Annotated in this window: 28 protein-coding genes; 14 read left to right on the top strand and 14 right to left on the bottom strand. The window is 62.8% G+C overall.

Going from position 1 to position 26,782, the window contains the following annotated elements:
• Positions 1–6 precede the first annotated feature (6 nt).
• Positions 7–714, top strand: a complete 708-nt coding sequence (locus tag EEB12_RS08495) for an alpha/beta fold hydrolase (RefSeq protein WP_020968806.1) — start codon at positions 7–9, stop codon at positions 712–714.
• On the opposite strand, the gene EEB12_RS08490 is transcribed toward EEB12_RS08495, so the two are convergent.
• A complete protein-coding gene (locus EEB12_RS08490; RefSeq protein ID WP_258537462.1) occupies positions 677–1,675 on the bottom strand; it encodes a GNAT family N-acetyltransferase in 999 nt (332 codons plus the stop codon). The genes EEB12_RS08495 and EEB12_RS08490 overlap by 38 nt on opposite strands.
• A 91-nt stretch (positions 1,676–1,766) precedes the next feature.
• Here EEB12_RS08490 and EEB12_RS08485 point away from each other — a divergent pair, with 91 nt between their 5' ends.
• Both EEB12_RS08485 and EEB12_RS08480 read left to right on the top strand, forming a co-directional pair.
• Positions 1,767–3,119: an LLM class flavin-dependent oxidoreductase gene (locus EEB12_RS08485; RefSeq protein WP_141487623.1), complete on the top strand. Its 1,353-nt coding sequence runs from the start codon at positions 1,767–1,769 to the stop codon at positions 3,117–3,119.
• Between the two features lie 44 nt (positions 3,120–3,163).
• Complete coding sequence (locus EEB12_RS08480) at positions 3,164–4,291, top strand: GTP-binding protein (protein ID WP_141487622.1); 1,128 nt, start codon at positions 3,164–3,166, stop codon at positions 4,289–4,291.
• Between the two features lie 11 nt (positions 4,292–4,302).
• Here the strand turns inward: EEB12_RS08480 and EEB12_RS08475 are convergent, their stop codons facing one another.
• Positions 4,303–4,965, bottom strand: coding sequence for a DedA family protein (locus EEB12_RS08475; protein WP_019749448.1), 663 nt, complete (start codon positions 4,963–4,965; stop codon positions 4,303–4,305).
• 29 nt (positions 4,966–4,994) lie between these two features.
• Positions 4,995–5,732 (bottom strand): VTT domain-containing protein, encoded by a 738-nt coding sequence (locus tag EEB12_RS08470; RefSeq protein WP_029254751.1) that lies wholly within the window; start codon positions 5,730–5,732, stop codon positions 4,995–4,997.
• Between the two features lie 180 nt (positions 5,733–5,912).
• Here EEB12_RS08470 and fbaA point away from each other — a divergent pair, with 180 nt between their 5' ends.
• Positions 5,913–6,950 carry a class II fructose-bisphosphate aldolase gene (gene fbaA, locus EEB12_RS08465; protein WP_021343256.1) on the top strand — a complete coding sequence of 346 codons (1,038 nt, stop codon included), beginning with the start codon at positions 5,913–5,915 and terminating at the stop codon, positions 6,948–6,950.
• Positions 6,951–7,029: 79 nt separating this feature from the next.
• Here fbaA and EEB12_RS08460 read toward each other — a convergent pair whose 3' ends face one another.
• Positions 7,030–7,935, bottom strand: coding sequence for a nuclear transport factor 2 family protein (locus tag EEB12_RS08460; RefSeq protein WP_141487621.1), 906 nt, complete (start codon positions 7,933–7,935; stop codon positions 7,030–7,032).
• Between the two features lie 125 nt (positions 7,936–8,060).
• On the opposite strand from EEB12_RS08460, the gene EEB12_RS08455 reads away from it, so the two are divergent.
• The 3 genes from EEB12_RS08455 to EEB12_RS08445 all read left to right on the top strand — a co-directional run bounded on the left by EEB12_RS08455 (position 8,061) and on the right by EEB12_RS08445 (position 10,630).
• Positions 8,061–8,477, top strand: a complete 417-nt coding sequence (locus EEB12_RS08455; protein WP_003944361.1) for a DUF3151 domain-containing protein — start codon at positions 8,061–8,063, stop codon at positions 8,475–8,477.
• Positions 8,464–9,609, top strand: coding sequence for an FUSC family protein (locus EEB12_RS08450; protein ID WP_019749453.1), 1,146 nt, complete (start codon positions 8,464–8,466; stop codon positions 9,607–9,609). Before EEB12_RS08455 ends, EEB12_RS08450 begins: the two co-directional genes overlap by 14 nt.
• 91 nt (positions 9,610–9,700) lie before the next feature.
• Positions 9,701–10,630, top strand: a complete 930-nt coding sequence (locus EEB12_RS08445; protein ID WP_019749454.1) for a cation diffusion facilitator family transporter — start codon at positions 9,701–9,703, stop codon at positions 10,628–10,630.
• Here EEB12_RS08445 and EEB12_RS08440 read toward each other — a convergent pair.
• The gene (locus EEB12_RS08440; RefSeq protein WP_029538588.1) at positions 10,620–11,084 is read right to left on the bottom strand and encodes a pyridoxamine 5'-phosphate oxidase family protein; all 465 of its coding nucleotides are present in this window, start codon (positions 11,082–11,084) and stop codon (positions 10,620–10,622) included. The genes EEB12_RS08445 and EEB12_RS08440 overlap by 11 nt on opposite strands.
• A 64-nt stretch (positions 11,085–11,148) precedes the next feature.
• On the opposite strand from EEB12_RS08440, the gene EEB12_RS08435 reads away from it, so the two are divergent.
• Entirely contained in the window at positions 11,149–12,099 is a 951-nt protein-coding gene (locus tag EEB12_RS08435; protein ID WP_029538591.1) for a helix-turn-helix transcriptional regulator, read from the top strand.
• Here the strand turns inward: EEB12_RS08435 and EEB12_RS08430 are convergent, their stop codons facing one another.
• Positions 12,100–13,041: a DUF808 domain-containing protein gene (locus EEB12_RS08430; protein ID WP_020968812.1), complete on the bottom strand. Its 942-nt coding sequence runs from the start codon at positions 13,039–13,041 to the stop codon at positions 12,100–12,102. It abuts the gene before it with no gap.
• Positions 13,042–13,281: 240 nt separating this feature from the next.
• Here EEB12_RS08430 and EEB12_RS08425 point away from each other — a divergent pair, with 240 nt between their 5' ends.
• Entirely contained in the window at positions 13,282–13,938 is a 657-nt protein-coding gene (locus EEB12_RS08425; RefSeq protein WP_003944335.1) for a class I SAM-dependent methyltransferase, read from the top strand.
• 28 nt (positions 13,939–13,966) lie between these two features.
• Here the strand turns inward: EEB12_RS08425 and EEB12_RS08420 are convergent, their stop codons facing one another.
• Positions 13,967–15,136 carry a thiolase family protein gene (locus EEB12_RS08420; RefSeq protein ID WP_099697972.1) on the bottom strand — a complete coding sequence of 390 codons (1,170 nt, stop codon included), beginning with the start codon at positions 15,134–15,136 and terminating at the stop codon, positions 13,967–13,969.
• Positions 15,133–16,548: an MFS transporter gene (locus EEB12_RS08415; RefSeq protein ID WP_029254758.1), complete on the bottom strand. Its 1,416-nt coding sequence runs from the start codon at positions 16,546–16,548 to the stop codon at positions 15,133–15,135. The genes EEB12_RS08420 and EEB12_RS08415 overlap by 4 nt, the downstream gene beginning before the upstream one ends.
• A 58-nt stretch (positions 16,549–16,606) precedes the next feature.
• Between EEB12_RS08415 and EEB12_RS08410 the strand changes: the two genes are divergently transcribed.
• Positions 16,607–17,104, top strand: a complete 498-nt coding sequence (locus EEB12_RS08410) for a winged helix-turn-helix transcriptional regulator (RefSeq protein ID WP_031333093.1) — start codon at positions 16,607–16,609, stop codon at positions 17,102–17,104.
• A gap of 92 nt (positions 17,105–17,196) precedes the next feature.
• Entirely contained in the window at positions 17,197–18,435 is a 1,239-nt protein-coding gene (locus tag EEB12_RS08405; RefSeq protein ID WP_141487620.1) for an HNH endonuclease signature motif containing protein, read from the top strand.
• Between the two features lie 97 nt (positions 18,436–18,532).
• Here EEB12_RS08405 and EEB12_RS08400 read toward each other — a convergent pair whose 3' ends face one another.
• From EEB12_RS08400 to EEB12_RS08390, 3 genes are all read right to left on the bottom strand, one after another.
• On the bottom strand, positions 18,533–19,021 hold the full coding sequence (locus EEB12_RS08400; RefSeq protein WP_007726792.1) for a GNAT family N-acetyltransferase: 489 nt from the start codon (positions 19,019–19,021) through the stop codon (positions 18,533–18,535).
• Positions 19,022–19,091: 70 nt separating this feature from the next.
• Positions 19,092–19,862: a site-2 protease family protein gene (locus EEB12_RS08395; RefSeq protein WP_141487619.1), complete on the bottom strand. Its 771-nt coding sequence runs from the start codon at positions 19,860–19,862 to the stop codon at positions 19,092–19,094.
• Positions 19,859–20,533 (bottom strand): hypothetical protein, encoded by a 675-nt coding sequence (locus EEB12_RS08390; RefSeq protein WP_081341462.1) that lies wholly within the window; start codon positions 20,531–20,533, stop codon positions 19,859–19,861. Before EEB12_RS08390 ends, EEB12_RS08395 begins: the two co-directional genes overlap by 4 nt.
• A 283-nt stretch (positions 20,534–20,816) precedes the next feature.
• Here EEB12_RS08390 and EEB12_RS08385 point away from each other — a divergent pair, with 283 nt between their 5' ends.
• Positions 20,817–22,106: an adenylosuccinate synthase gene (locus EEB12_RS08385; protein ID WP_003944351.1), complete on the top strand. Its 1,290-nt coding sequence runs from the start codon at positions 20,817–20,819 to the stop codon at positions 22,104–22,106.
• Positions 22,107–22,157: 51 nt separating this feature from the next.
• Here the strand turns inward: EEB12_RS08385 and EEB12_RS08380 are convergent, their stop codons facing one another.
• Together EEB12_RS08380 and EEB12_RS08375 are read right to left on the bottom strand one after the other, a co-directional pair.
• Positions 22,158–22,628, bottom strand: a complete 471-nt coding sequence (locus EEB12_RS08380; protein ID WP_019749470.1) for a 5' nucleotidase, NT5C type — start codon at positions 22,626–22,628, stop codon at positions 22,158–22,160.
• Positions 22,629–22,673: 45 nt separating this feature from the next.
• Positions 22,674–22,904: a hypothetical protein gene (locus EEB12_RS08375; RefSeq protein ID WP_003944349.1), complete on the bottom strand. Its 231-nt coding sequence runs from the start codon at positions 22,902–22,904 to the stop codon at positions 22,674–22,676.
• Positions 22,905–22,965: 61 nt separating this feature from the next.
• Between EEB12_RS08375 and EEB12_RS08370 the strand changes: the two genes are divergently transcribed.
• Positions 22,966–24,441 carry a PLP-dependent aminotransferase family protein gene (locus EEB12_RS08370; protein WP_141487618.1) on the top strand — a complete coding sequence of 492 codons (1,476 nt, stop codon included), beginning with the start codon at positions 22,966–22,968 and terminating at the stop codon, positions 24,439–24,441.
• A 47-nt stretch (positions 24,442–24,488) separates the two neighbouring features.
• Positions 24,489–25,592, top strand: coding sequence for a class I SAM-dependent methyltransferase (locus EEB12_RS08365; protein WP_141487617.1), 1,104 nt, complete (start codon positions 24,489–24,491; stop codon positions 25,590–25,592).
• Between the two features lie 59 nt (positions 25,593–25,651).
• On the opposite strand, the gene EEB12_RS08360 is transcribed toward EEB12_RS08365, so the two are convergent.
• Positions 25,652–26,752, bottom strand: coding sequence for a CaiB/BaiF CoA transferase family protein (locus tag EEB12_RS08360; protein WP_080910225.1), 1,101 nt, complete (start codon positions 26,750–26,752; stop codon positions 25,652–25,654).
• Between the last annotated feature and the right edge of the window lie 30 nt (positions 26,753–26,782).

The raw sequence follows: 26,782 nt of genomic DNA, 5'->3' as shown, positions 1-26,782 counted from the left end.
TCCCTCATGGAATCCCGGCACGTGGTCGACACGGACGGCGTACGTCTTCACATCGATGTCGGTGGGGCAGGGGCGGACGTTCTGGTTCTCTCCGGCGGCCCGGGATGCGTTCACTATCTTGCTCACGACGAGCTGGTTCCGGAAGGAATGCGCGCGTGGTGCCCTGAGCCACGCGGAGTCGGCCGGTCCGGTGGCGGCGCTCATACGATGGCGCAGGCGGTTGCGGACCTCGAACTCGTCCGACGCACGTTCGAGATCGACAGCTGGGTCGTGCTGGGGCACTCGTGGGGATCCGACTTGGCGGTGCGGTACGCACTCGACTGTCCGGAATCGGTGTCCGGCGTCGTCGGCATCGCGGGGCACGGCCTCCACAAGGACCGGACCTGGTCGAAGCAGTACGAAGCGGGAATCGAGCCGGACCCGCAGATACCTTGGGAACCTGTTGTCTGGCAATCGCTTCAAGAATCGTTCATCGAATGGATCCATGAACCACAGCTGTTTCGGCAGTTGGCCGACTCACCCGTGCCCATGACATTTCTCGCGGCGGCCGACGATATTCGCCCGTCGTGGCCGTTGCAGCAACTGGCCGAGCTCGTGCCTAACGGTAGTTTCGAGGTCGTCGACGGTGTCGCGCACAACTTCTGGCAGTCTCACCCGCTCCTGTGGAGGAAGATCGTCACCGAGGCTTGTGCGACGCACTCTCGACTCTCCTGATCTCCACCAGGATCCGCTCCGCAACGGTCTGGTATCCCAGGCTCCGATTGACGGTCAGCATCGGGTGGTTTTCCGCGTTCACCGTTGTGTAAATCTTTTGCAGCGAGGGAAATTCAGCTGCCAACACAGACGCTTGTTGCTCCTTGACCCACCGAGCGAGACCGTGTCCGCGGTGCTGGGGAAGTACCACGGTGTCGTGCTGTGATGCGTGGGTGCTGTCATGTTCGTCCACCGTCACCACTGTCGCTGCGGCTACTTCGCCGACGCTGTCGTCGACCGCGCAGCACACCAGGAGTACTTGAGAGCCACCCGTCATCTTCTGTTCCCACGATCTGACCTCGTCGGCTCCCCAATTACGTTCGGGCATCTGCAGTTCGGCGCCCGGCGCGTCGAGGAGTCGGTTCAATGCCTCCGAGAAGGAGTGGACCAGCTCGTCCGGGGTTCGGTTGCGCCAACTGACGATTCGATAGCCGGGGCGGGCACTGTGTGCGGTGGGAGGGCTGAGGTGCTGAACCTGGTTGGCCAACCGAAGCAACACGCGGTGGCCGTCGAACGATCCCAGGAAATGCTCGGCTGAGCTTCCGACGAGCGCCGTCACTCTGATTCTTCGCACGCCGAACCCGGCGATGTCGACTTCGGCGAGTTCGGCAAGCGCTCGTCCTACCCCTCGTCGCTGCGCGTGGGGTGTCACGTACATCCGAAACTCTGCGAGATCAGGTTCCGCCGAGTTGCGTCGCGCCTGGGCGATACCGAGGACCTCGTCCGTTCCGCCGTCGCGTGCGATCCAACGCCATACATCGGCCGAATTGTCCTCGGCCTCGATCATTTCCATCAGCGCCGTCGCTGTCGGCGCAGTTCCGGACAGGTGACGCTGGCCTTCGGCGAAGACCTCACACCACTGGTGAAGAACCGATGCTGTCGATCCGGACGGTACGAACTCGGCTACAACTACGCGGCTCACCCATGTGACGATACCGAGCTGCCAACCCCGAGTTGGAATCACGCGAACCCTAACCCTGTCGGACTGCGGCGGCAGTTGCCAGCATTCAGGCATGTCTGATTCTCCGCGCCAACTGAGCCTCAACGCGTTCATCCACCCCGCCGGTCATCACGAAGCGGCGTGGCGTCATCCGTGGACAACACCGGAACGTCTGTTCGACGTCACGTATTTCCAGGAGATCGCTCGCACTGCTGAGGCGGCGAAGTTCGACGGAATCTTCTTCGCCGACGGTCCCGCGTTGCGCAGCGACGTCGAGCACGGTCCCGCAGGGACGTTGGAGCCGATCACCTTGTTGACGGCCATTGCAGTGGCAACCGAGCGGATCGGATTGATCGCGACGGCGTCGACCACGTACTACGAGCCGTACAACCTGGCTCGGCTGTTCGCCTCACTCGACCACATCTCGAACGGACGCGCTGGGTGGAACATCGTCACCACGGGTACGGATCTGGCTGCCGCCAACTTCGGGCTGGCCAAGCATCCGGACCACGGCGACCGGTATTCGCGTGCAAGGGAATTCGTCGACGCGGTGGTGCGGTTGTGGGACAGCTGGGAGGACGACGCGATCAGTCTGGACCGGGAGAACGGAATCTACGCGGACAGAAACAAGATTCACGAGATCAACTACGTCGGCCGGCATCTTCGGGTGCGGGGACCGTTCAACGCACCGCGAACGCCGCAGGGATACCCGGTGCTGGTGCAGGCCGGGGCGTCCAACGACGGTCGCGCGTTTGCCGGTCAGTATGCGGAGGCGATTTTCACAGCGCACCAGAGACTTTCCGATGCGCAGGCGTTCTACACCGACATCAAGTCGAGGGCTGCTCAGTTCGGGCGCAACCCCGATCATGTCAAGATCCTGCCCGGAATCAGCCCGTTCATCGGTGACACCGAGGAACAAGCCAAGGCGCTCGAGCGAGAATTCAACGAGTTGACTTCGCCGGAGTACGGGCTCGCGCAGCTCGGTGCACTCACCGGGACCGATGTTCGGAATCTGGAACTGGATGCACCGGTTCCTGTCGAATTGTTCGCGGCGGCAGGTGATGTCACCGACAACAAGCAAAGCAGATTGCAGGTGATCGCCGGCATAGTCGAGCGTGAGCGTCCGACGGTTCGGGGCCTGCTTCATCGTTTGGCGGGTGCGCGCGGACACCGGGTGTTTGCCGGAACCGCCGAGCAGGTGGCCGACACGATCGAGGAATGGTTCACCAGCGGTGCTGCTGACGGATTCAACGTCATGCCGCCGTACTACCCGGGTGGACTCGAAATCTTCACCGAGCGTGTGGTCCCGATCCTGCAGGATCGCGGTCTGTTCCGCACCGAATACACGGGTACGACGCTTCGTGATCATTTCGGGTTGCCGAGGCCCGAGAGCCAGTTCTCGGGTAGTACGTCTGCAGTGCAGTAGGCCCGCCTCCCGTTGTCGATAATGACAATGGTTACCATTAAGGAATGAAGCAGCTACCGGTAACCGTGCTGTCCGGATTTCTGGGCGCAGGCAAGACCACACTCCTCAACCACATCCTCGCCAATCGAGACGGCCGTCGGGTCGCCGTCATCGTCAACGACATGAGCGAGATCAACATCGACGCGGCCCTCGTCACGGGCCAGGGCCACCTCGATCGCACGGAGGAGAAGTTGGTCGAGCTGACCAACGGATGCATCTGCTGCACGCTGCGCGAGGATCTGATCGACGCCGTCGGCGCGCTGGCCCGCGAGGGGCGGTTCGATCAGTTGGTGATCGAATCCACCGGCATCTCCGAACCGATGCCGGTGGCGGCCACCTTCGACTGGGAATTCGAGGACGGCTTCAGCCTCGGCTCGCTCGCGAAGCTCGACACCATGGTGACCGTGGTGGACGCGTCGACTTTTCTCGGCGAACTGGCAAAAGGCGAACGACTGGACGAGCGCAACCTCGAAGCCGGGGAGGGGGACGGACGCAGCATCTCCGATCTCCTGGTTGATCAGGTGGAGTTCGCCGACGTCATCTTGCTGAACAAAACCGACCTGGTGAGCCCGCGGGCGGCGGGAACCGTCGAGGCGACGCTTCGTAGGCTCAACCCCACTGCTCAACTGATTCGGACCGACCACGGAAAAGTCACCCTCGATCGCGTCCTCGAAACCGGTCTCTACAACCCGGAACTGGCTGCGCAAGTACCCGGTTGGGACGAGGAGCTGGCCGGCGGGCACACCCCGGAAACCGAGGAATACGGAATACGCAGCGTCACGTATCGAGCCTCGCGACCCTTCCATCCGGCGCGACTCGAGGCTGCGCTCGGTCAGTTCGCGGGACTCTTGCGAAGCAAAGGCTTCTGCTGGATCGCCAGTAGGCCCGAGTTCGCCGCTATCTGGTCGCAGGCAGGCCCCAACCTCGTCATCGAACCGGCGCAACTGTGGGCGTCGGCAGCGGAGGTGCCAGGGCAGGAGATCGTGTTCATCGGAGTGAAACTCGACCCGGCGACGCCGTCGCGAATCCTCGATCCGGCTCTGCTGACCGATGACGAACTACGCGAAGGACCGCGGGCCTGGACTCGCTACGAGGACCCGCTTCCGGCGTGGGACCAGAGCCACCTGCACTGAGCAGACAGCTTCTAGTCGAGAACTTCTTCGACCTCGACGTCTTCGGCCGGTCGGGCCATTTCCTTGCGGTACTGCCAGATTCCCAAAGCGGTGCCGATGACCAAGCTGACCATCATCACGATCAGCACGGCGGGCAGCAACCACGGAACGCGATCGAGGAACGAGCCACCGTAGAAACCGAGCAGCAGGAGCACCGGTGCCCAGATGATCGCGCCGATGGTGCTCGCGATGGTGTAGCGCGTGTGGTTCATCTTGGCTGCGCCTGCGACCATCGGGCACAAGGTGCGAACCCACGGAACCCAGCGGGCGATCAGGACGGCCCAGAACCCGTGTCTCTCCAACAGGATGTTGACGCGGTGCAGATTTTTCTCGGTGAAGTACTTGCCGCCCTTACGGGCTTTGATGTGGTTGCCCGTCCGGTGGCCGATGACGTACCCGACCTGGTTGCCGGCAATGGCAGCGATCATCGCGCCCACCGACAGCGCCCACACGTGGCCTGCACCGGATTCGTGACCGGCAAGCACGATTCCGGCTGTGATCAGCAGTGAGTCGCCGGGGAGAAACAACCCGAGGATGATCGCGCACTCGATGAAGACGAACGTGACGACGATAATCCAGACCAACAGGGGCCCGGCAGTCTCGAGTGGGGAGAAACTGCCGGATGCGAGCGTCATCGTGGTCAGTTCTTCGCCTCGTTCTGCAATCAGGGGGTGGGGTCTTCGGGGACTGTCACCGTCGAATTGTCCGTAGTGGAAGTATTCGCCGATTCACCACGTCTCGACGCCAGAATTCGCTTTCCGATTTCGAAGACGATCGGCAGAACCGACACCAGGACGATCAAGATGAAGATGTAGTCGACATTGTCGCGGATGAATTCGATCTGCCCCAGGAGGTAGCCGAGCAAAGTCACACCGGCACCCCACAGGATGCCGCCGACGATGTTGTAGGTCAGGAACAGTGAGTACTTCATCTTCGAGGCGCCCGCGACAACCGGTGCAAAAGTACGCACGATCGGCACGAACCTCGCCAGGATAATGGTGATCGGGCCGTGCTTTTCGAAGAAGGCATGCGACTCGTCGATGTACTTCTTCTTGAAGAACCGCGCGTCGTCCGTCTTGAACAGGGCAGTTCCGCCCTTGGCGCCGATGTAGAACCCGACTTGGTCACCCAGAATCGCGGCGATCGGAATCGTCACCAGGAGCACCCACAGCGGCGCGAACGGTTCGATCTCGGTGGACTTGGAAGCCGCGATCAGCCCTGCGGTGAAGAGCAGAGAATCGCCGGGCAAGAGCGGAAACAGCAGCCCTGATTCGATGAAGACCACCAGAAGCAGTCCCACCAGAACCCACGTTCCGAAGGAATTCAAGAGGTTCACGGGATCGAGGAAGCCGGGCAGCAAGGCCAGGTTCGTCACGGATTCAGTTGCTGCCTGCACATTCACGGGGGCCAGAGTACCGGCCGAATCTGAGTGTTTCCCACCACCGCAGGTCATCGCGTCGGTGGCGGCGGCCGAGACCGCAAAGAGACGTGACGAGTCGGACTTGCCATACTGCTAGGACCACACGAAGCGCTTTCACATCGCCGAGCGCTCCGAACGACACGTATATGGAGGACTCCCGCCGTGCCTATCGCAACTCCCGAGGTCTATGCCGAGATGCTTGGTCGGGCCAAGGAGCATTCCTTTGCCTTCCCCGCCATCAACTGTGTCGGCTCCGAATCCATCAACGCAGCCATCAAGGGCTTCGCGGACGCCGGCAGTGACGGCATCATCCAGTTCTCGACGGGCGGCGCCGAGTTCGGTTCCGGTTTGGGCGTCAAGGACATGGTCACCGGCGCTGTTGCGCTCGCCGAGTTCGCACACGTGATCGCGGCAAAGTACGACGTCACCATCGCGCTGCACACCGACCACTGCCCGAAGGACAAGCTGGACACCTACGTGCGTCCGCTGCTCGCGATCTCGCAGGAGCGCGTCGACGCCGGTCGTAACCCGCTGTTCCAGTCGCACATGTGGGACGGCTCGGCTATCCCGATCGACGAGAACCTGGCAATCGCCAAGGAACTGCTCGCCCTCTCCAAGGCTGCACGCATCATCCTCGAGGTCGAGATCGGTGTCGTCGGCGGCGAAGAAGACGGCGTCGAGGCCGAGATCAACGACAAGCTCTACACTTCGAGTGAAGACTTCGAGAAGACGGTCGATGCTCTGGGCATCGGCGAACAGGGCAAGTACCTGCTCGCAGCCACCTTCGGCAACGTCCACGGCGTCTACAAGCCGGGCAACGTCAAGCTCAAGCCCGAGGTTCTCGAAGAGGGCCAGAAGGTCGCCGCTGCCAAGCTCGGCCTGGCCGCAGGCTCGCAGCCCTTCGATTTCGTCTTCCACGGTGGATCGGGATCGCTGAAGTCCGAGATCGAGGATTCGCTGAACTTCGGCGTCGTCAAGATGAACGTCGACACCGACACCCAGTACGCGTTCTCCCGTCCGATCGCCGGACACTTCTTCTCCAACTACGACGGCGTCCTCAAGATCGACGGCGAGGTCGGAAACAAGAAGGCATACGACCCGCGCAGCTACCTCAAGAAGGCCGAAGCAGGCATGACGGCTCGCGTCGTCGAGGCGTGCAACGACCTGAAGTCGGCCGGACGCTCGGTGTCCGCAGGCTGATCGGCTTCACAACTGCGCTTCACAGAACAAAATGCGCGCCGACGAATTTCTCGTCGGCGCGCATTTTCTGTTCAGGTGCTTACTTGCTGGGATCGCAGACCTTCCACGTGCCGTCCTGGCGCTCGAGGTCGAACGTGCGCCACGACTGTTCGCCGGTGCTCGGCAAACTTGCCTGGACCTGAGCGATCGCGGTGTCGTCGGTGATGCGCACCGCATCGACGGCTCCGACCTGCGGGATCGTCTTCTGAGCGACGGCATTGTCGTGGACCTGAGCGAACGCCGCGTCCGGAATGGTGCGGTAGTACTCACCCAACGCCCCACAGGTCGACGTTCGTAGAGTCGCCAGATCACCGGTCTGAAGAGCATCGACGTACGTCGAGATGGCGGTCTGAACCTGGGCTTCAGGTGAGCTTTCGCCGCTACCGCTGGTGGACGAGACGAAGACTGCGATGCCGATTGCCGCGAGGACGGCGACGCCGGCCGCTGCTGCCGCGATGTACCAGCCCTTGCCGCTGCGCTTGGTTTTTTCCGGCGCGGCAGGCTCGATGCGAGTCGGCATCGGCTGGGCCGGCGGTGGGGTCGCTGCGACACCCACACGTTGAGGTGCGGCGCGCTGCTGCGGTTGAGGCGCGGAGCGCTGTGGCGGTTGAGGCGCGGAGCGTTGTGGCGGTGGCGGCGGGGTTGGAGCTTGCCGGGGTGGCGGTGTCGGCTGCGCGGCTTTCGGAATCGCGACGGTGGCGGGCTCCGGCTTGGGCTGGGGTGTCGGTGCTGCTGCCGGTGTTTCTGCTGGTGTTGCTGTGGGTGCCTGAGTTGCCTTGGGGATCGCGACGGTTGGCGCGCTGGCGGCTTTGGCGTCGCCGTCCGCCTTCGAGTTCTTGTCTGCCTTCTGGATCGCCACAGTCGCAGGTTCGGTCGGGGCCGACTTCTCGGGCGCACCGTTCGGGGCTGCGCTCTTTTTCGAGTTGTCGTCTTTCGAGTCCGGCACGGGTAACCCTTCGGTCTTATGCGGCAATGACCATGTCAGGGTAACGACCGGTATGTACCGGGCATAACTCCGACCGTCGGCGAGGCGGTCCTGTGGCAGAAAGGCGTAGCGGGCACAATGAGCGCATGACCCAATTCGGTGACCTGCTCGGACCCAAGCCCACTCTGCTTCCCGGCGACGACGAGGCGGAATCGGCACTGCTCAACCACGCTGACCCGGCCCAGGTCGCGGCCGACCATCCCACTGCCTCCATCGCGTGGGCCTACCTCGCCGAGGCTGCCCTGGACAAGGGCGAAACCATCACTGCCTACGCCTACGCGCGTACCGGCTACCACCGCGGACTCGACCAACTGCGTCGTAACGGTTGGAAGGGTTTCGGTCCTGTGCCCTACAGCCATGAACCGAACCGCGGATTCCTCCGTTGCGTCGCTGTCTTGGCCAAGGCCGCGAAGACGATCGGTGAGGCCGACGAGTACGCGCGTTGCCTAGATCTGCTCGAAGACTGCGATCCCAACGCCGCCGAAGCGCTTGGCCTCGGTTAGCAGTTTCCGTCCGAGCCGGGCCGGTATCAAGGACCGGGCTCGCAAATCGGTGCGTCGGCTTCAGACGTCGGCGCTACCGATCATTCAATGTGCCTTGGCGGCCGGATTGGCGTGGTGGGTTGCCACCACGGTGATCGGGCACCATGCGCCGTTCTTCGCGCCGATTGCCGCCGTGGTCTCGCTCGGTCTGTCGTTGGGCGCCCGACTACGACGTTCGTTCGAGTTGGTTGCGGGTGTCACGGTCGGTATCGGAATCGGTGACCTGATCATCTCCGGCATCGGGAGCGGACCCTGGCAGATCAGTTTGGTTGTCGTGCTGGCGATGTCCGTCGCGGTGCTACTGAACAGTGGGCCGATCTTCTCCATGCAGGCCGGAAACTCGGCCGTGCTGGTGGCGACGCTGATCCCACCGGGCGGCAGTGGCGGGCCCGATCGCATGATCGACGCCCTTGTCGGTGGTTTGGTGGGCATCGCGGTGGTCGCGATCATCCCCACGCACCCGGTACGACGCGCACGCAAGGACGCTGCATCGATTCTCGGAACAGCGTCAGAGGTACTGCAATTGGTGGCAGACGGCCTCGTCGCGAACGACCCGGACCCGATCGTGAAGGCGCTGCAGAAGGCGCGCGCAACTCAGGGTGCCATCGACGGATTGCGCAGCAACCTCCTCGGCGGGCGCGAGATCAGCCGAATCTCCCCGCTGTACTGGAACAGTCGACCGCGCCTCGAAAGGCTCATGGCGACAGCCGATCCCATCGACAACGCGATGCGCAACATTCGAGTGCTCGCGCGTCGTTCGTTGACGTTGGTCAGGGACGACGAGATCCTCGATCCTCGTCTGGTGGCTCAGGTCGAGCGCTTGTCGAAAGCCGTCGAAGTTCTCAAGGACATGATCCTGGCGGAGCCGGGGGAGCAGCCTGATCAGGCCGAGGCAGCGCGCGTCCTGCGCTCGGTGGCGAAGGAACTGAAACCGGCGATAGTCGAGAACGCAGGCCTGTCCTCGACGGTGGTGTTTGCCCAGATTCGATCGCTGGTGGTCGACCTCTTGCAGGTAGCAGGCATGAAGCGCATCTCGTCGATCGCCACTCTGCCGCCCACTGTGCCGCACCCGGCGTACGAGCCGGATCACTGACCTCTGCCTTTTCCCGCTCACTGAGCAACTCATTGTATGTATGCGAATGTATGCATATGCTCTGAGAAGGACTTGGGAGGGAACAGGACAAATGGGAGCAGGGCACGGCCATTCACACGGCCACTCGGCAGCAGATTCGGTCGGAGTAGGGCCGTCACCGCAACGCATCAAGAAAATGGCGATCGCGCTTGCGATCCTCGTTGCATTTCTCGTACTCGAAGCCACGGTCGGCATTCTGATCAACTCGCTGGCGCTGCTTGCCGACGCCGGCCACATGCTCACCGACGTGGTGGGCATGGCCATGGGATTGACGGCTTTGCTGCTCGCGAAGAAGGGCAGCACCACCGCGGCCAGGACCTTCGGTTGGCACCGCGCCGAAGTGCTGACCGCCATGGCCAATGCCGTGATGCTGCTGGCCGTCGCCGCCTGGGTCTTCTACGAGGCAATCGGCCGCATCGGTAACGAACCCGAGATCCCGGGCGGCGCCCTGATCATCACTGCGGCCGCCGGTCTGGCCGCGAACATCGTCGTGATGCTGATGCTGCGCGGCGATTCCAAGGACAGCCTCGCGGTGCGTGGCGCCTACCTCGAAGTGCTTGCAGACGCCGTCGGTAGCGTGGGTGTTCTGATTGCCGGTGGCCTTGTCCTGCTGTTCAACTGGACGTGGGCGGACGTCGTCGTCGGTGTTCTCATCTCGCTCTGGGTGGTGCCGCGTGCGATCAAACTGGCCGCAGCATCGCTGCGCATTCTGACGCAGGCGTCGCCGGCCGACGTCGACGTCGAAGCGGTCGAGGCCGACCTGGCGGCGCTGCCGAGCGTGATGGGTGTTCACGACCTACACGTCTGGACGCTCACCACCGGCATGGATGTCGCGACGGTCCACCTGACCAGTGACGCGAATTCGTCGAACGTTCTGGAATCCGCGCGCACCGTCCTCGAGAGTCACGGTCTTTCCCACGCCACCGTTCAGGTGGAATCGTGTGCCAACGGCGAGCATTGCGAGAAGAACGTCACTTGGTGAAGCGGGTGATCTCCTTGCCCGGCTTCCAGAGATCGACGTACATGTGCTCGTCGTCGACCGTCGTGTGCACCACCTCGTCGATGTCGAGGACAAAGAGGTGCAGAGGTTTCGGAACCTCGTAGGTGTAGCTTGCGAGCACGGCTTCGAACTCGTCGCCGGTCACCTCGCGTGCGATTCCGGCGATCTTCGCATCGCCGCCCTCCATGGTGTGCTCACCGGGATTGCTGTGTAGGGCGTAGCGCCCGTCACGGATGAGATCCTTCGCCTTGAGTGCGCCGAACATCGAACCGAGCACCAGACGCCCGTCGAGGATTTCGACTTCGGTGCCGCTGACCCGCGGTGAACCGTCCTTGCGCAGCGTTGCGAGGACGTGATGCTTGTGGGCTTTGAATCGTGCTTGGACCGCGACGGCAAGAGCGGGTACTTCTTCGGAGAACTGCTTCCAAGTGACCATGACGGTCATTGTGCACCCCTATTCCTGACAACTTCTGTCAGTGATTCTCGGTAATGTTCGGTCCATGAGATCCGCGCGGTTGCTCCAACTCATGCTGCGTTTGCAGGGGAGTCGCGGCGTTATCGCCGATCAGTTGGCCGAAGAGTTCGGCGTTTCGGTGCGGACGATCTACCGCGACGTGGCCTCGTTGTCGGCTGCCGGCGTGCCGATCTGGACCGAGAGCGGCCCCGGTGGTGGCATCCGTCTGCTCGACGGTTGGCAGTCCAAGCTGTCCGGCATGACGGACGACGAGACGTCCGCACTCATGCTGTTGGGGGTGCCGTCCATCGCTGCAGATCTCGGGCGATCCGACGCCGTCGGTTCGGCGGGGGCAAAACTGCTCCGCTCCCTGCCCGGTCCCCTGCGCGAGAGTGCACGACTGTGGCAGGACCGCATTCTCGTGGACGTTCCGGGTTGGTTCGGCGGCGTCGACGACATCTCTGCGCTTCCGATCGTCACATCCGCTGTGCTGGACTCGCGTCGACTGCGCTTCGTCTATCGCGATCGCGAGCGGACGGTCGATCCGCTGGGTCTGGTCATCAAAGCCGGTGTTTGGTATCTGGTGGCGGGGATGAACGGTCGAACGCTGTCGTTTCGAGTCGGGCGCATCAAAAATGCCGTGGTAGAAGATGATTCGTTCACTCGGCCGGTGGATTTCGATCTGCCGTCGTGGTGGACGGCGTCGATGGCCGAGTTCGACCGTTCGCTGCTTCGCTTCGAGTGTCGCGTGCGGTTGTCACCAGAGGGCAGGCGCCGGCTCCCCGATGTGGTGGGCGAGCTTGCCGCTGCCGTCGAAGTGGGGCCAGAGGACAACGACGGATGGGTGAGTGCCGAGCTGAAACTCGAGAGCGAAGCTGTCGCGCTCTCGCAGTTGATCGGTCTGGGAGCGGACGTCGAAGCGCTCGAGCCACGGTCGTTGCGTGAAGGACTGCGCGCTATGGCGGAGCAGATGGTGCTCCGCCACAACTCGCAGTGACTAGGCCGTTGCAGAACGCTTTGCGAGCAGGCGAGTGATACCCAGTTGAGCTGCGACGATGATGGCGCCGACCACCAGTCCCAGTGCCGCCGACGCAAGGGTGTTGACGATCCACGCCAGTACCCCGCCGACTCCGGCGATGTCACTGACTGCTTCTTCGCCGTGATGAACGGCGTCGTACAGCGGGTGGAAGCCCAGTTCGTCGATGCCGACCAACAGGATGTGGCCACCGACCCACAGCATCGCGGCGGTACCCACCACCGAGAGCACCGACATCACGTGAGGCATGCCGCGAACGAGGCCTCGGCCGACCTTGTGGGTGAAGCCAGACGACGTCTCGGCGATCTTCAATCCGATGTCGTCCATCTTCACGATCAGTCCGACGACGCCGTAGACGACCACGGTGATGACGACCGCCACGACGGCAAGGATCACCAACCGGCTCCAGAAACCTTCGCCCGCGATGGTGTTGAGTGCGATCACCATGATCTCGGCGGACAGGATCAGGTCGGTGCGGACGGCGCCGGAAACCACTGCTTCTTCGTCGCGAGGATGCTCGTCAGCGGCCTCGTGGTGGTCACCGTGGCCGAAAATTGCACCCCAGATCTTGTGAACCGCTTCGTAGCTGAGGTAACAGCCGCCGACCATCAACAGTGGCGTCAGCAGCCAGGGGAGGAACTGACTCAGCAGCAGAGCGATCGGAAGAATGATCAGCAGCTTGTTGCGCAGCGACCCGATGGCGATGCGCTTGATGATGGGCAACTCGCGTTCGGCCGCGAGCCCACGGACGTACTGCGGCGTGACGGCTGCGTCGTCGATAACGACGCCTGCAGCTTTGGCGGTCGCCTTACCGGTTGCGGCGGCGACGTCGTCGATCGAGGCGGCAGCCATACGAGCCAGGGCTGCGACGTCGTCGAGCAGGGCGAAGAGTCCTCCGGCCATCACAGACCTCCAGTGGAATCAGTGGAAAAAGGTGGCCGGACCGATCCGGTGACGCAGTTACTTGATCGCACGAGGTCTCTATCCATGATGGTCGTTGGTGAGGTCAGGTCACCTGGAACGATACCGGGGGCATCCGTCAGGGACGACCTCGCTCGGCCGGTCGCTCTTCGTCACGAAAGGTCTTCCCGACCCGGTGCTCGCGTGTAAGACTGCACAGAAGATCGATCGAAACGGGGCACTATGCGTGAACCAGACACTGCACAGGTCGCCAAGACTTTCGACGCAATGGCGGCGCACTACGACCGACAGATCGGGCGCTTCGAGCGCTTTGTGCTCGGTGACGCCCGGAAATGGGCTGTAGATCAGGCGCATGGGCGCGTGGTCGAAATTGCCGTGGGCACCGGGCTGAACCTGCCTCTCTACGGGGACGACGTCGACTACGTCATCGGCGTGGACATCTCGACTGCGATGCTCGATCAGGCCAGGGTCAAGGTCTCCGAGGGAGTGAAGACCGAAGTCGACCTACGACTCGGAGACGTGCAAGCACTCGATGTTCCTGACGAATGCGTGGACACATTGGTCTCCACCTACGCGTTCTGCACGATCCCCGATCCGGACCGAGTTGCCAGCGAAGCATTTCGAGTGCTGGTGCCTGGTGGTCGATTCGTGCTCGCTGAGCACGGGCCGAGCACCAACACGGTTGTACGGGCGCTGATGAAGGCCGTCGAACCGCTTTCTGTACGGTTCGGTGCCGATCACCTCACCCGCGAACCGGTCGGATACCTCGAAAACGCAGGCTTCCTGATCGACGAGGTGCAGCGCAGTGGACGGGGTGGAATCGTGTTCCGGGTCGTTGCGCGCAAGCCGGATCCCGAATGGACGGCACTCGGTCACTAGTGTCCGAGTGCCGTCCAGCGGTGACCGCTCAGCCCAAGCGCTCCAGGATGGTTGCGTTGGCCAGCCCACCTGCCTCACACATGGTTTGGAGTCCGTAGCGCGCGCCGCGCTGCTCCATCGCGTTGACCAGGGTGGTCATGATCCGCGTTCCGCTGCCACCTAGTGGGTGGCCGAGCGCGATGGCGCCGCCGTGGACGTTCACCTTGGACAGGTCGACGCCGGTGTCCGCTGCCCACGAGAGGACGACGGGAGCAAAGGCCTCGTTGACCTCGAACAGATCGATGTCCGAGATCGTCAACCCCGCACGGGCCAAGACCTTCTCGGTGGCCGGGATGACCGCCGTGAGCATGTACAGCGGATCGTCGCCGGCGACAGCGAAGCTGTGCAGCCGTGCCTTCGGGGTGAGGCCGAGTTTCGCGGCGATCTCACTGGTCGTGATCATCACCGCCGAACTGCCGTCCGAAAGCGGGCTGCTGTTGCCCGCGGTGATGGACCAGTCGATCTGTGGGAATCGCTGGGCGTAGTAGTCGGATTCGAAGGCGGTCCGTAGGCCGGCAAGGGTCTCGACCGTGGTGCCGGGGCGGACGGCCTCGTCGACCGACAGTTGCGGGAGCGTGGCGAGTTCCTTGGTGAAGTAACCACTCTCGGTTGCCAGCGCGGCTTTCCGATGACTCGACGCCGAGAATTCGTCGAGTTGGGTGCGGCTCAGTCCCCACTTGGCAGCGATCAATTCGGCGCTGATGCCCTGCGGTACCAGACCGTCCGGATAGCGCTCTTCGAAACCTACACCGAGTGACTCGCGCCCGACGCTACTCGAGCCCATCGGCACTCGGCTCATCGACTCGACTCCGGCAGCAACAACGATGTCGTACGCACCGGCAATAACGCCCTGAGCAGCAAAATGAACTGCTTGTTGGCTACTTCCACACTGTCGGTCGACGGTGGTTCCCGGTACCGACTCAGGGTAGCCGGCGGCGAGAAGGGCAGTGCGAGTGACATTCTGGCTCTGTTCGCCGATTTGACTGACCGCGCCGCCGATGACGTCGTCGATCAGCGCGGCATCGATCCCGGTGCGCTCGACTACCGCTTTGAGGCTGTGGGCGAGGAGGTCGACGGCGTTGATGCCGTGCAGGGCGCCGTTCGCCTTTCCCTTGCCGATCGGAGTGCGAACGGCTTCGACGATAACTGCGTCTCTCATGACAAATTCCTTTCAGGGATGGCGGATTCAGCAGGGACAACTGGGGTGGGTGTGGTCGCAGGCGTCATTCCCAGCGATGCCAGGGCAGACACAAGCGCGACGGCAAAGATCACCCACCAGGCCTGGCGGAAGGTGTCGGGGTCGACGGAGGAGCCGAGAACCGCGATCAGAACACTCACGCCGAGAACGGTTCCGATCTGTCGGCTCATGCTGACGATAGCGCTACCGGTGGCCGATCGGGCCGGTGCAAGATCCGCCGTGGCCTGCGACAGAATGGTCGGCAGGGCAAGGCCGACACCAATTCCGGCGATGATCCAGCCCGGCAGGAGTCCGGTCGCGTAGTTGGGCGTCGAATCAACCGAGACGAGAACGAGTACGGTTCCGACTGCCCACAGAAGGCTGCCGAGTGCGGCGACGCGTCCCGCCGAGTACTTGCGCGAAAGCGATCCACCGGCGATCGCGAACAGCGGAACCAGAAGCGGACCCGGCGAGACGGCGAAGCCGGTGCGCAATGCCGAGTATCCCCAAACTTCTTGCAGCCAGAGGATATTCGAGAGCAGTCCGGCAGCAAATGCCGCGCTGAACAAGATGGCGGTGACGTTGGACCAGGCAAAGGAGCGGATCTTCAGAAGATCGGGAGCAATCAACGGAGTGCGATGGCGAGAGTTGCTCCACCAGAACGAAAGTAGGGTCGCGACGGCGACGGCGAAGGCGATCAGAACGCGGTTGTCGGTCCATCCCCAATCAGGTCCCTGGACGAGTGCCAGCGCGAGAGAGCCGATTCCGACGGTGAGGAGGGCGGCGCCGACGAAGTCGATCCCGGCATCGGAGTCCTTGTGTGTTGTATCCGGGACGAGTCGGACTGCGAAGTAGAGCAATACGATCCCGACTGGAACATTGATCAGGAAGACCCAGCGCCACGACGCCTCGACGAGAATGCCGCCCACGACGGGGCCGAATGCCGCAGCGGCCGCGCCGGCTGCCGCCCAGATGCGTACGCCGGATTGACGTTTCGCAGCCGGGAGTGCACTGATCAGGAGGCCGAGGCTGGCCGGGGTGAGTGCTGCGGCGCCGACTGCCTGAACGATGCGGAATGCCACCAGTGCCCACAATGACGGACTGAAAGCGCAGGCGGCGCTGGCGAGGGTGAACAGTGCGAGGCCGGCGATGAAGGCGCGCTTGTGCCCGATCCGGTCCGCCCAGCGTCCGAGGGGGATCAAAAGCGCGGCGTAGACGATCGCGTAGCTGTTGAGGATCCAACTGAACTCGCCGAGTGAGTGGCCCGGGTAGCTCTTGGCGATGTCGCCGAAGGCCACGTTGACCACAAAAAGATCGAGGCTGGCGACAAACGGCGCTCCCGACAGAATTGCGAGGAGCGGCCCAGTCCGCACTGGCTGGCTATGAAGTTCCATAGTCAGAAATCTAGACTCTGGCTATGGTTATGGCAAGCCAGGGGGTATGGTGAATTGCATGGACGCTGTACGACTGACCGGAGTGCTCGAAGATCGCGACGCCTGGCGGGCCACGCACTGTTCGATCGGGCGGGCGATGGAAGTGGTCGGCACCCGGTCCGCGATGCTCATTCTGCGAGAGGCCTATTACGGCACAACGCGTTTCGACGACTTCGCGTCGCGAGTCGGCATTACCGAGGCGGTTGCGTCGTCAAGGCTGAAAGAACTCACGGAGGCGGGACTGTTCGAGCGTGTGCCGTACAAGGAGCCTGGAAAGCGGACGCGGCACGAGTACGTGCTCACCGAGAAGGGTCGTGACCTGCTGCCGGCGGTTCTTGCGCTGATGCAGTGGGGAGACAAGTATCTGCACGGCGGAAAAGGCGGACCGTTGGAGGTGGCTGACGACGCTACTGGTGAGCGTGTTCGTGTCGAGGTGCGCAGTGAGTCGGGTCGTGAAGTGCCTTTGGGGGAGTTGCGAGTCTCTGTCAACGAATCGCGTCGGCGGTTGCGCGAATAGCAATGCATCTCAACAGCTCTCGAGTGTAGGTCTTCTTGAAGTTGTCCGTTATGTCCCTGGTTATCGAAAGTATGTTCGATTAAGATTTCGGTATGGACAGTCGGGAAGCGTGGCAGCTGGATGGCGAGGGCCTTAAGAGTGAGGTTCTGGATCTGGTGCGTGTCCGGCACGAGTTGCAGTCGCGGATGGTGTTGCTGATCGTGGAGATGTTTTCCCGTGAGGTTCTCGGCGGGAAGGGTTTTCGGGCGATCGCGCAGTGGTTGCACGGTTCGACGAATTTGGAGATCGGTGAGTGCAGCTTGCTGGTCGGGTTGGCGCGGTTGTTGATGCTCGAACCTGTTGTGGCGGATGCGTTTCACCGGGGTGATGTGGATGCGTTGAAAGCCCGTCAGGTGGCGTCGTTTTGTCAGCATCCGCCCAAGAACATGACCCTGGCGGATGTGGACAAGGCTCGCGGGATTCTGCTTGGTCTGGCGTCGAAGAACATCGCGGATTGTGATGCGGTGCGGGCAGCGATTCGGCGGATCGAGAAGCAGTACGGAAAACGCGAGGATGGCGTCCCGGTCGGCGAGGATTCCGAACGTAACGGGTTCTACGCCTCGAAAGGCTTGTACGGGCGGGTCACGGTGAAGGGCGATCTGGATGCTGTGAACGGGGCCCGTCTGATCACCTTGTTGTCGAGGCTGTCGGCGCCGACGCCGGAGAAGGACGGTGTCAAGGACACCCGCACGCCGGCATTACGACGGGCGGACGGGTTTTGCGAGTTGTTGCGCCGGTACGAGCGGGCGGGGTTGGGTCCGATCGAAGGCGGCGTGAAACCACACATCACGGTCACCGCCAGCGCGAAAGACATGACGGACCTTAAAGTTCTGAAAGACCTCCTGCCGTCCACCGATGAACTCGGATTCGCGTGGACCGATTGGGTAGGCCCCATCAGTATCGACACCGCCCGGATGCTCGCCTGCGACTGCACCGTCACCCGGATCCTCCTGGATGAGAATGGTGTTCCGCTCGAGTGCGGTAAGGAAGCGAGAACGGCGACGGTGCCGCAGCGGCGGGCGTTGGCGGTTCGTGATGGTGGGTGTGCGTTTCCGGGGTGCGGGACTCCGTCGGGGTGGTGCGATGCTCATCATATTGTTCACTGGAACGATGGTGGCCCAACAGATCTCGACAACCTGATCTTGTTGTGCGGTCATCACCATCGGACGATGCACCACACGGAGTGGCGTGTCGAGATCGGCCCGGATCGGAAGACGGTGTTCTATCCGCCGATGTCGATCGATCCGTATCAGCAGCCGATCGGCGGGAACAGCCCACCGACAGCAGCCTGAAGTGAAACAACTCGAGACTCGAGCACCGGGGCACAACCATGCCCCGGTGCTCGAGCCCGCGTTTGGGAGTCTGGGTGGTTGGCTGGGTGGCTGTGTGTCAGCTCAGCGACTTCTTGAACCCGACGTGGGAGGCGACAAATCCGAGTCGCTCGTAGAAGTCGTGGGCTTCCTTGCGAGTTTGATCCGAGGTGAGCTGCGCCAGGAACGCGCCGCGCCGGGCACCTTCTTCGCAGGCCCAACGGATCATCGAACTGCCGATGCCCTTGCTCCGGTAATCCTCGTGGACGCGAACAGCTTCGATCTGCAGTCGTGTCGCCCCCATTCGGCTCATACCCGGAATGAAGGTCAATTGCATGGTGCCGATTACCGCGTCACCGACCAGAACGGTGACGAGGAGTTGCGCCGGATCCTCGTCGATTCGCTTGAATGCGTCCTCGTAGATCGTTCGGGCCTCGGGGTTGGTCGTCTCCCGGGTGCTCCCGATCGGGTCGTCGGCGAGCAAGTCGATCAGTGCTTCCACGTGTCGAATCTCGGCCCGCGTGAGGGTGTACTCCACTCCGCCGGACTGAAATGACGTCGCAATCATCGATGCTCTCCTGAAGAAGAATGAATGTCTGAAATGTCAGACTCTCACGAGTCTCCTCCAGTGCACTCGATCACGTCCAAAAACGCATGAGGGCGTTACCGAGCATGGCGTAGTAGTCGGACACACCGCTCAGTTCGAAGATCCAGTAGATCGCATCGAAGAAGACGACATTGATCTGCGGGACGAACAGGAGCGCAACCAGCAAGAGCAGTCCGTACGGCTTGAACTGGTCGAGCTGGTGTCGTGTGTTGGGCGCGAGGTAGGGCTCCAGCGCGTTGTAACCGTCCAGACCGGGGACTGGAAGTAGGTTCAAAACTGTTGCCATGACCTGCAAGAAGGCCAGGAAACTGAGGCCGGCCCAGAACGTCAGATGCTCGGCCGATGAGCCGTACGTACGTATGACGACGAGGAGGATCACGGCGGCGACGGCGTTCGTGAACGGACCGGCGAGCGATATTCGCGCCTGCACCTTGGGCGGGAACATCCCGGTGCGCAGGTACACGGCGCCGCCGGGAAGCCCGATGCCGCCCAAGGCGATGAACAGCACCGGCAGCCCGATCGAGAGCATCGGATGGCTGTACTTGAGCGGGTTGAGCGTCAGATAACCACGAGCCTCGACGTCGGTGTCTCCGTGACGCCACGCCAGATATGCATGGGCGAACTCGTGCAAGCACAGCGTGACCACCCAGCCGGCGACCACGAGGACAAAAACACCCGCACGGCCCGCGATGGAACCCCACGTCGAGTTCCAGGCGACAACTCCGGCGACGACGGTGATCGCAACGACGCCCAGGAAGACAGGGCTCGGACGAACCGCCGACCGTGCTGCTCCGGTTCTCACCTGACCAACAACCAAGTCTTGTCGTGCCGGTAGAAGGTCGAACGCTTGAGATCGCGTGGGTTGGCCACCCCGTCGCGAACCAGATGCGCTGCCGGCGAGCCCAGCTGAATGGCTCGGCCTTCCAGCCAGCGTCGCCCGCTCCAGCGGCTCTTGCGGTCGACCGATGCCTTGATCCCGGGGAGCTTGGGGCTCGGCACAATCCGGATACCGGGGACTGTGCCGGAGAACAGCTTGTTGTCGTCGACGTACGCCTCGCCGATCAATTCGGCGGCATCGGCCGGACCCGTGACAGTTGCCGCACCGACCAGCGCGATTCCGGCGTCGTCGCGAATGAGCGGCACGGTGTGGACTGTGCCTTTCAACGCCGTGCGCGCCGCCCGGGCACCGGTTGCGAGTTTGTACGCGTCGGTTGCGTCGGACCTGTTCTCGGTGACGTAGGCGAGTTCGACGTTGAGTCGCTCCAGTCGCATCAACCGTGTCAATGCCGCGGCAAACGCGCCGTCGTTACCCACGACGATCAAGCGAGGCTCCGTGACGACCTGCAGTTGGGACAGGGCCTCGTCGAAGTCCTGCTTCTCCGGAAGTTCAGGGACAGTGAACGACGTGAGTTCACCCAGGGGGAGTGGAACCGGCGAATCGCCACATTTGAGCACCACAGGGGTCAAAGCCACTCCTAGCTCGATCAAGACTTCTTCTCGGGTAGTGGGACCTCGCCACCCTTCCCCGAAATGGCCGTCCGAATCACTGCCGACGATCTTAGTGCGAGTCTCTGTGTCGACTCGCAATCGTGATGGTCACCGGCCAAATTCTGGACCGTCAGGTCTGGTCTGGTGCTCTGGGCTAGACTGCTCCTTCGGTCACTGCAACAGTTCGGCGCTGCATCATGTGCGCGGAAGCCAGGCAGTACCAATGCGGCGGGACAACTGCTGCACGTCGACCGTAGGAGACAACGTCATGCCGGCAATCGTCCTGATCGGCGCCCAGTGGGGCGACGAAGGTAAGGGCAAAGCTACAGATCTACTGGGCGAGCAGCTTCAGTGGGTCGTGCGATACCAGGGCGGTAACAACGCCGGACACACCGTGGTTCTGCCGAACGGTGACAAGTTCGCACTGCACCTCATCCCGTCCGGAATCCTCACCCCCGCCGTCAACAACGTCATCGGTAACGGTGTCGTCGTCGACCCGGGTGTGTTGCTGACTGAATTGGCAGGCTTGGAAGAGCGCGGTGTGGACACGTCCCGCCTGCTGCTTTCTGCTGATGCGCACCTGATCATGCCGTACCACGTGGCCATCGACAAGGTCACCGAACGCTTCCTGGGAGCGAAGAAGATCGGCACGACCGGCCGCGGTATCGGCCCGTGCTACCAGGACAAGATCGCCCGTGTCGGTGTCCGTGCTGCGGACGTCCTGGACGAGAAGATCCTGACCCAGAAGGTCGAAGCAGCACTCGAATTCAAGAACCAGGTGCTGGTCAAGATCTACAACCGCAAGGCACTCGACCCGCAGCAGGTCGTCGAAGAGGTACTGACGCAGGCCGAGGGTTTCAAGCACCGCATCTCGGACACGCGCCTGGAGCTCAACCTCGCCCTCGAGCGCGGCGAGACCGTCTTGCTCGAAGGTTCGCAGGGCACTCTGCTGGACGTCGACCACGGCACGTACCCGTACGTGACCTCGTCCAACCCCACCTCAGGTGGTGCGGCGGTCGGTTCGGGCATCGGTCCCACCAAGATCACCACGGTGCTCGGAATCCTCAAGGCGTACACGACGCGTGTCGGTTCCGGTCCGTTCCCGACGGAGCTGTTCGACGATCACGGCGCATACCTGGCGAAGCAGGGCGGCGAGGTCGGTGTCACCACCGGACGCGCTCGTCGTACGGGATGGTTCGACGCTGTCATCGCGCGTTACGCGACGCGCGTCAACGGCATCACCGACTACTTCCTCACCAAGCTGGACGTGTTGAGCAGCCTCGACACCGTGCCGATCTGTGTCGCGTACGAGGTGGACGGTGTCCGCCACGACGAAATGCCGATGTCGCAGAGCGACATTCACCACGCCAAGCCCATCTACGAAGAGATGCCTGGCTGGTGGGAAGACATCTCGGAGGCTCGCACCTTCGAGGAACTGCCGCAGAATGCGCAGAACTACGTGCTTCGGCTCGAAGAGCTTTCGGGTGCGTTCATCTCCTGCATCGGTGTCGGTCCCGGCCGCGACGAGACGATCGTCCGGCGCGAGATCGTCCGATAGTTCGTTCCCTCGAAATCCCCGCTCCTGCAAGCAGGAGCGGGGATTCGTGTTTCAAGCCAGCTTCGACAAGTGTGCGGTGACGGTCTTCCAGTCGGGAAACTCGGTGCTGCCGAACTTGATCCACTCGCCCTCGAAACGATCTGCGCCGTTTGCTCCGCGGTCGTCGACGAGGTAATCGCCTCGATTGAGGTGCTTGTGGTGCGAGAGGATCAGACGTTTGTACGCGACGCTGCCCTCCTCCATGCCGAGGTGCTCTTGGACCCACAGAACCTTGTCGTGCCAGGCTGTGGCGTTCTTCCACGGCGCTGTCGAGAGGATGTAGGTGTCGAACTGCTGCGCCAGTTGGTGGTAGGCGTCGATAGCACCGTCGAGAGGATCCATGCGAGAGAAGATGTGTGGCGCTTCGTCGAGGTCGTTCTTGTACTTCTCCCGGACGCCGTCGGTCAGGCGATCGATGCCCGACTGGAAGTTGACCAAGGTGTTGTCGAGATCGATGTAGAGGATCTTTTTGGAAGCCGGCATGCAATCCCTCTCTGGAGACTTTCTGAGTGCGAAAAGAGTCCAGTTTTACGCAACTGGACTGAGATCAGTGAATTCTTCCCCCTGATCACAATCGCACGGGGGTCTGACAGCGTCGTTTTCGCGGTCTGAAGTCTTGTCGTGGAAGATGCCGCCGAGGGGTGCTGCCAGGCGAAACTGCTCCAAACGAATGTATGTACCTTCACCTTCAGCGGGCGCGAAGAAGTAGACGAGTGCCACGAAGAGTCCGATGCCGATCAGGGTTGCGAAGGTAGTCATGGACATATGATCAACTCGACTGGTATTGAGTTACATAGCCAAGTTGTCGATACTGGACTGCATGATGACTCGAGTTCTCGGTGCCCGTTCGCTTGCGCGCGATCTGGGGTCCTGGCAGGAAGAGTCTGGGCGCAGGCCCGCGTACCGTGCGCTTGCCGACGGTATCCGCCTGCTCGTGCACGACGGTCGCGTTCCGCTGGGGGTCGCACTGCCGAGTGAGCGTGAACTCGCGGCGGTGCTCGAACTCAGTCGGACCACGATCACGTCGTCGTACTCGGTGCTGCGAGACGAGGGGTATCTGATCAGCCGGCAGGGTTCGCGAAGCACCGTGGCTTTGCCCGCCGGCGCGCGGCCGAACGGGTTGATGTTCCGCTCCCATCAACCGGGGCCGAGTGGGCCCGTCGTCGACCTCAGTTACGCGGCGATGGCAGCTCCCGCCGCTCAGGTCGAACTGGCGTATGCTTCTGCGCTGCAGGAACTTCCGAGCTTCCTGCCCACGCACGGGATGGAACCGGTCGGGATCGCCGACTTGCGTGACGTGATCGCGCAGCGCTACACGGCGCGGGGTCTTCCCACCACCGCCGAACAGATCATGGTGACCTCGGGTGCGCAGCACGCGCTTCGGTTGTTGCTGTCGGTGCTCACCTCACCCGGCGAGCGAGTGCTGGTCGATCATCCGACGTACCCCAATGCGCTGGAAGCGATTCGGCGAAACGGTGCTCGGCCCGTGCCGGTTCCGGTCCGACCGGAGTTCGCGGCGGCCGGAGCCTGGGATCTCGACGGGATTCGAAGTGCAGCAAGGCAAACCGCTGCCAGAATGGCATACCTGATTCCCGACTTTCACAACCCGACCGGCCTCTGCATGGACTCTTCCGGCCGCGCCGAGCTTGCGAAGATTGCGCACGAAACGCGAATGACTCTGGTCGTCGACGAGACGATGGTGGACCTGTGGCTCGACGCACCGCCGCCGGCGCCGGTCGCCTCACATGGGCGAGGCGCGGCGAAAACCGAAGTGGTGACGCTCGGTTCGACCGCGAAGTCGTTGTGGGGCGGGCTACGTGTCGGTTGGATTCGCGCCGATGCCGCGCTCATCACCCAGTTGGTGGGGGCGCGTGCCGCGGTCGACCTCGGTACTCCCGTCATGGATCAGTTGGCAGCCGCTTACTTGCTCGCCGACGACCGCTCGTTGCTCGAACAGCGTCGCGAAGTTCTGCGAGAACAGCGTGCGGTACTCCTCGGCGCAGTGGCAGAGCATCTGCCGGACTGGCGTCCCACCATCGGCTCCGGCGGAATGTCGGTCTGGATGCGAATGTCCGCGCCAGTCTCGACGGCGTTGGCGGCGGTGGCACCCAACTTCGGTGTACTCCTTGCCGCCGGCCCCCGTTTCGGCGTCGAAGGTGCGTTCGAACGATTCATCCGCGTGCCGTACGCACGTTCTCCCGAGGACCTCATTCGCGGCGTCGCGTCCATCGCCGCTGCGTACGACACCCTCGCGACGGATCGCGACACGGCAGACCAACGAATGGTCGTCGTCTGAGAACTGGGTACACACCCTGAAAGTGGTGTGAAACCAGGAGGTAGGGCATGACGGAGGTAGACGGTACAGGCGCAGCGGGAACAAGTGCGGCGGACGCGCTCGCAGAACGATTGTTCGCGGCCACGCTCGGGGCGTCGGAGCTGCAGGCTGTGTATCTGGGCGACCGGTTGGGCTGGTACCGCGCGCTGAGCGATCACGGCCCGCTCACGTCGACGGAGCTGGCGGACCGGACAGGGACCGTCGAAAGGTATGCGCGGGAGTGGCTCGAGCAGCAGGCCGTCGCCGGTTATGTGGACGTCAATTCGGATGCCGATCGCCGGTACAGCCTGCCGCAGGCCCACGCCGATGTTCTGGTCGACGGCGAGAACCTGCTTTTCCTGGCGCCGTTGGCGAGGCTGTTCGTCGCGACGACGTCGTCGATGCCGCGTCTACTCGACGCTTATCGTCACGGCGGGGGAGTCACGTGGGAATCGATGGGCCCCGATGCTCGCGAGGGCCAGGCGCTGCTGAACCGGCCGATGTATCTCCAGCAGCTCTGTCAGCAGTTCCTGCCGGTAGTCACCGACCTGCACGCCATACTTGTCGGCGGCGGGCAGGTCGCTGATCTCGGGATGGGGGAGGGCTGGTCGTCGATCGCGCTCGCCCTCGGATACCCGAAGATCGAAGTGCACGGCTTCGACGTCGACGCGGCATCGGTGAACGCTGCCCGTCGTAACGCCCACGATCGTGGGGTGGACGACCGAGTACATTTCTCGTTGGTCGACGTCGCCGGACAGGCTCCTGAGGCCGGGCGAGTCGATGCCGGGACCTACGATGCCGTCTTCGCTTTCGAATGCCTTCACGACGTTCCGGATCCGGTGGGATTTCTGTCCACGGCTCGGGCGATTGCCCAGCCGGGCGCTCCGGTGATCGTCATGGACGAACGAACGGCAGATGTGTTCGATCCCGAGGCGGGTCCGATCGAGCAATTGCTGTACGGATTTTCGCTGACCTGCTGCTTACCGGACAGCCTGTCGCATCCGGGGAGCGTTGCCACCGGGACGGTGATGAGGCACTCGACACTCGAAAGCTATGCCAAGGCCGCCGGTTTCGAGCGGGTTGACGTGCTCCCGATCGAGCACGAGATGTTCAGGTTCTACAGGTTGGGCTGACGCCCCGTGCGTGGTTAGAGAGTCCTGAGGCTCCTTAACCGCGCACGGGGCCGAAGGCCCTAGGTCCAGACCGTGTCGATATCCGTCGCCTCACGCGCCGGCGCAGCAGGCGTCGTGGTGGGCGTGCGCGAGAAGCGCGGTGCGGGAGCATGCTGAGTGACGCCGTCGAGTTCGATGAGCGAACCGCGGGCCGCGATGTGTTCGTTGGACGGAGCCTCGGCGAAAGTCAGGACAGGGGAGACGCAGGCGTCGGTGCCGAGGAAGATCTTGGCCCACTCGTCGCGAGTCTTGGACAAGAACTTTTCGGTGAAGAGCGTCTTCATGTCGTCCCACTTGGACGTGTCCATCTGGTGAGGGAGCGTCGCGGGATCGAGTTCGAGGCCCTCGAGCAACAATGCGTAGAACTGCGGTTCGATGGATCCGACGGCCATGTACTTGCCGTCGGAGGTCTCGTAGGTGTCGTAGAACGGAGCGCCGGTGTCGAGGAGGTTGACGCCGCGCTCGTCGGACCAGACGCCGCGACCGCGGAATGCCCACATCATGTGCGAGAGCGCGAGGGTTCCGTCGACCATCGCCGCGTCGACGACCTGGCCCTTACCGGACGTCGAGCGCTCGACGAGAGCCGACAGAATGCCGAAGATCAGGAACATGGAACCGCCGCCGAAATCGCCGACCATGTTGAGCGGCGGGACGGGGCGTTCACCCTTGCGTCCGATGGCGTTGAGGACACCGGTCAGTGAGATGTAGTTGATGTCGTGACCGGCGGCGTTGGCGAGCGGTCCTTCCTGTCCCCAGCCCGTCATACGGGCGTAAACGAGGCGCGGATTGCGCTCCGACACCACGTCGGGTCCGAGTCCCATGCGTTCCATGACGCCGGGGCGGAAGCCCTCGATGAGGACGTCGGCGCGGCCCAGGAGATCGAGAACCTTGGCGACGTCGGCCGGATCCTTCAGGTTGGCCTCGACGATGCGGCGGCCGCGCTTGATCTGGTCGGTTGCGTTCGAGTCCTGCGGAATCTGCCCTGCGCGCTGCACGATGACGATGTCGGCGCCCATGTCCGCCAAAAGCGTCGCGGCGTGCGGGCCCGGTCCCAATCCAGCGAATTCCACGATCCGAATGCCCGCGAGCGGGCCCTTCTTCTCCACAGCTTCTGCAGACACACGCACTCCCAATTCAGACGGTGACAACAC

Origin of the sequence: Rhodococcus sp. WS1 (assembly GCF_003797745.1) — a bacterium.
Taxonomy (GTDB): Bacteria; Actinomycetota; Actinomycetes; order Mycobacteriales; family Mycobacteriaceae; genus Rhodococcus_F; species Rhodococcus_F erythropolis.
Note: the sequence above shows the minus strand (reverse complement) of the source record. Positions and strands in the feature narration are given on the sequence as shown.

Bases quoted from the DNA above. Each gene is read 5' to 3' on its own strand.
- EEB12_RS08495 (WP_020968806.1), top strand. From the start codon at position 7: ATGGAATCCCGGCACGTGGTCGACACGGACGGCGTACGTCTTCACATC.
- EEB12_RS08485 (WP_141487623.1), top strand. From the start codon at position 1,767: ATGTCTGATTCTCCGCGCCAACTGAGCCTCAACGCGTTCATCCACCCC.
- EEB12_RS08480 (WP_141487622.1), top strand. From the start codon at position 3,164: ATGAAGCAGCTACCGGTAACCGTGCTGTCCGGATTTCTGGGCGCAGGC.
- EEB12_RS08475 (WP_019749448.1), bottom strand. From the start codon at position 4,965: ATGACGCTCGCATCCGGCAGTTTCTCCCCACTCGAGACTGCCGGGCCC.
- EEB12_RS08455 (WP_003944361.1), top strand. From the start codon at position 8,061: ATGACCCAATTCGGTGACCTGCTCGGACCCAAGCCCACTCTGCTTCCC.
- EEB12_RS08445 (WP_019749454.1), top strand. From the start codon at position 9,701: ATGGGAGCAGGGCACGGCCATTCACACGGCCACTCGGCAGCAGATTCG.
- EEB12_RS08440 (WP_029538588.1), bottom strand. From the start codon at position 11,084: ATGGTCACTTGGAAGCAGTTCTCCGAAGAAGTACCCGCTCTTGCCGTC.
- EEB12_RS08435 (WP_029538591.1), top strand. From the start codon at position 11,149: ATGAGATCCGCGCGGTTGCTCCAACTCATGCTGCGTTTGCAGGGGAGT.
- EEB12_RS08430 (WP_020968812.1), bottom strand. From the start codon at position 13,041: ATGGCCGGAGGACTCTTCGCCCTGCTCGACGACGTCGCAGCCCTGGCT.
- EEB12_RS08425 (WP_003944335.1), top strand. From the start codon at position 13,282: ATGCGTGAACCAGACACTGCACAGGTCGCCAAGACTTTCGACGCAATG.
- EEB12_RS08420 (WP_099697972.1), bottom strand. From the start codon at position 15,136: ATGAGAGACGCAGTTATCGTCGAAGCCGTTCGCACTCCGATCGGCAAG.
- EEB12_RS08415 (WP_029254758.1), bottom strand. From the start codon at position 16,548: ATGGAACTTCATAGCCAGCCAGTGCGGACTGGGCCGCTCCTCGCAATT.
- EEB12_RS08410 (WP_031333093.1), top strand. From the start codon at position 16,607: ATGGACGCTGTACGACTGACCGGAGTGCTCGAAGATCGCGACGCCTGG.
- EEB12_RS08405 (WP_141487620.1), top strand. From the start codon at position 17,197: ATGGACAGTCGGGAAGCGTGGCAGCTGGATGGCGAGGGCCTTAAGAGT.
- EEB12_RS08400 (WP_007726792.1), bottom strand. From the start codon at position 19,021: ATGATTGCGACGTCATTTCAGTCCGGCGGAGTGGAGTACACCCTCACG.
- EEB12_RS08385 (WP_003944351.1), top strand. From the start codon at position 20,817: ATGCCGGCAATCGTCCTGATCGGCGCCCAGTGGGGCGACGAAGGTAAG.
- EEB12_RS08380 (WP_019749470.1), bottom strand. From the start codon at position 22,628: ATGCCGGCTTCCAAAAAGATCCTCTACATCGATCTCGACAACACCTTG.
- EEB12_RS08375 (WP_003944349.1), bottom strand. From the start codon at position 22,904: ATGACTACCTTCGCAACCCTGATCGGCATCGGACTCTTCGTGGCACTC.
- EEB12_RS08370 (WP_141487618.1), top strand. From the start codon at position 22,966: ATGATGACTCGAGTTCTCGGTGCCCGTTCGCTTGCGCGCGATCTGGGG.
- EEB12_RS08365 (WP_141487617.1), top strand. From the start codon at position 24,489: ATGACGGAGGTAGACGGTACAGGCGCAGCGGGAACAAGTGCGGCGGAC.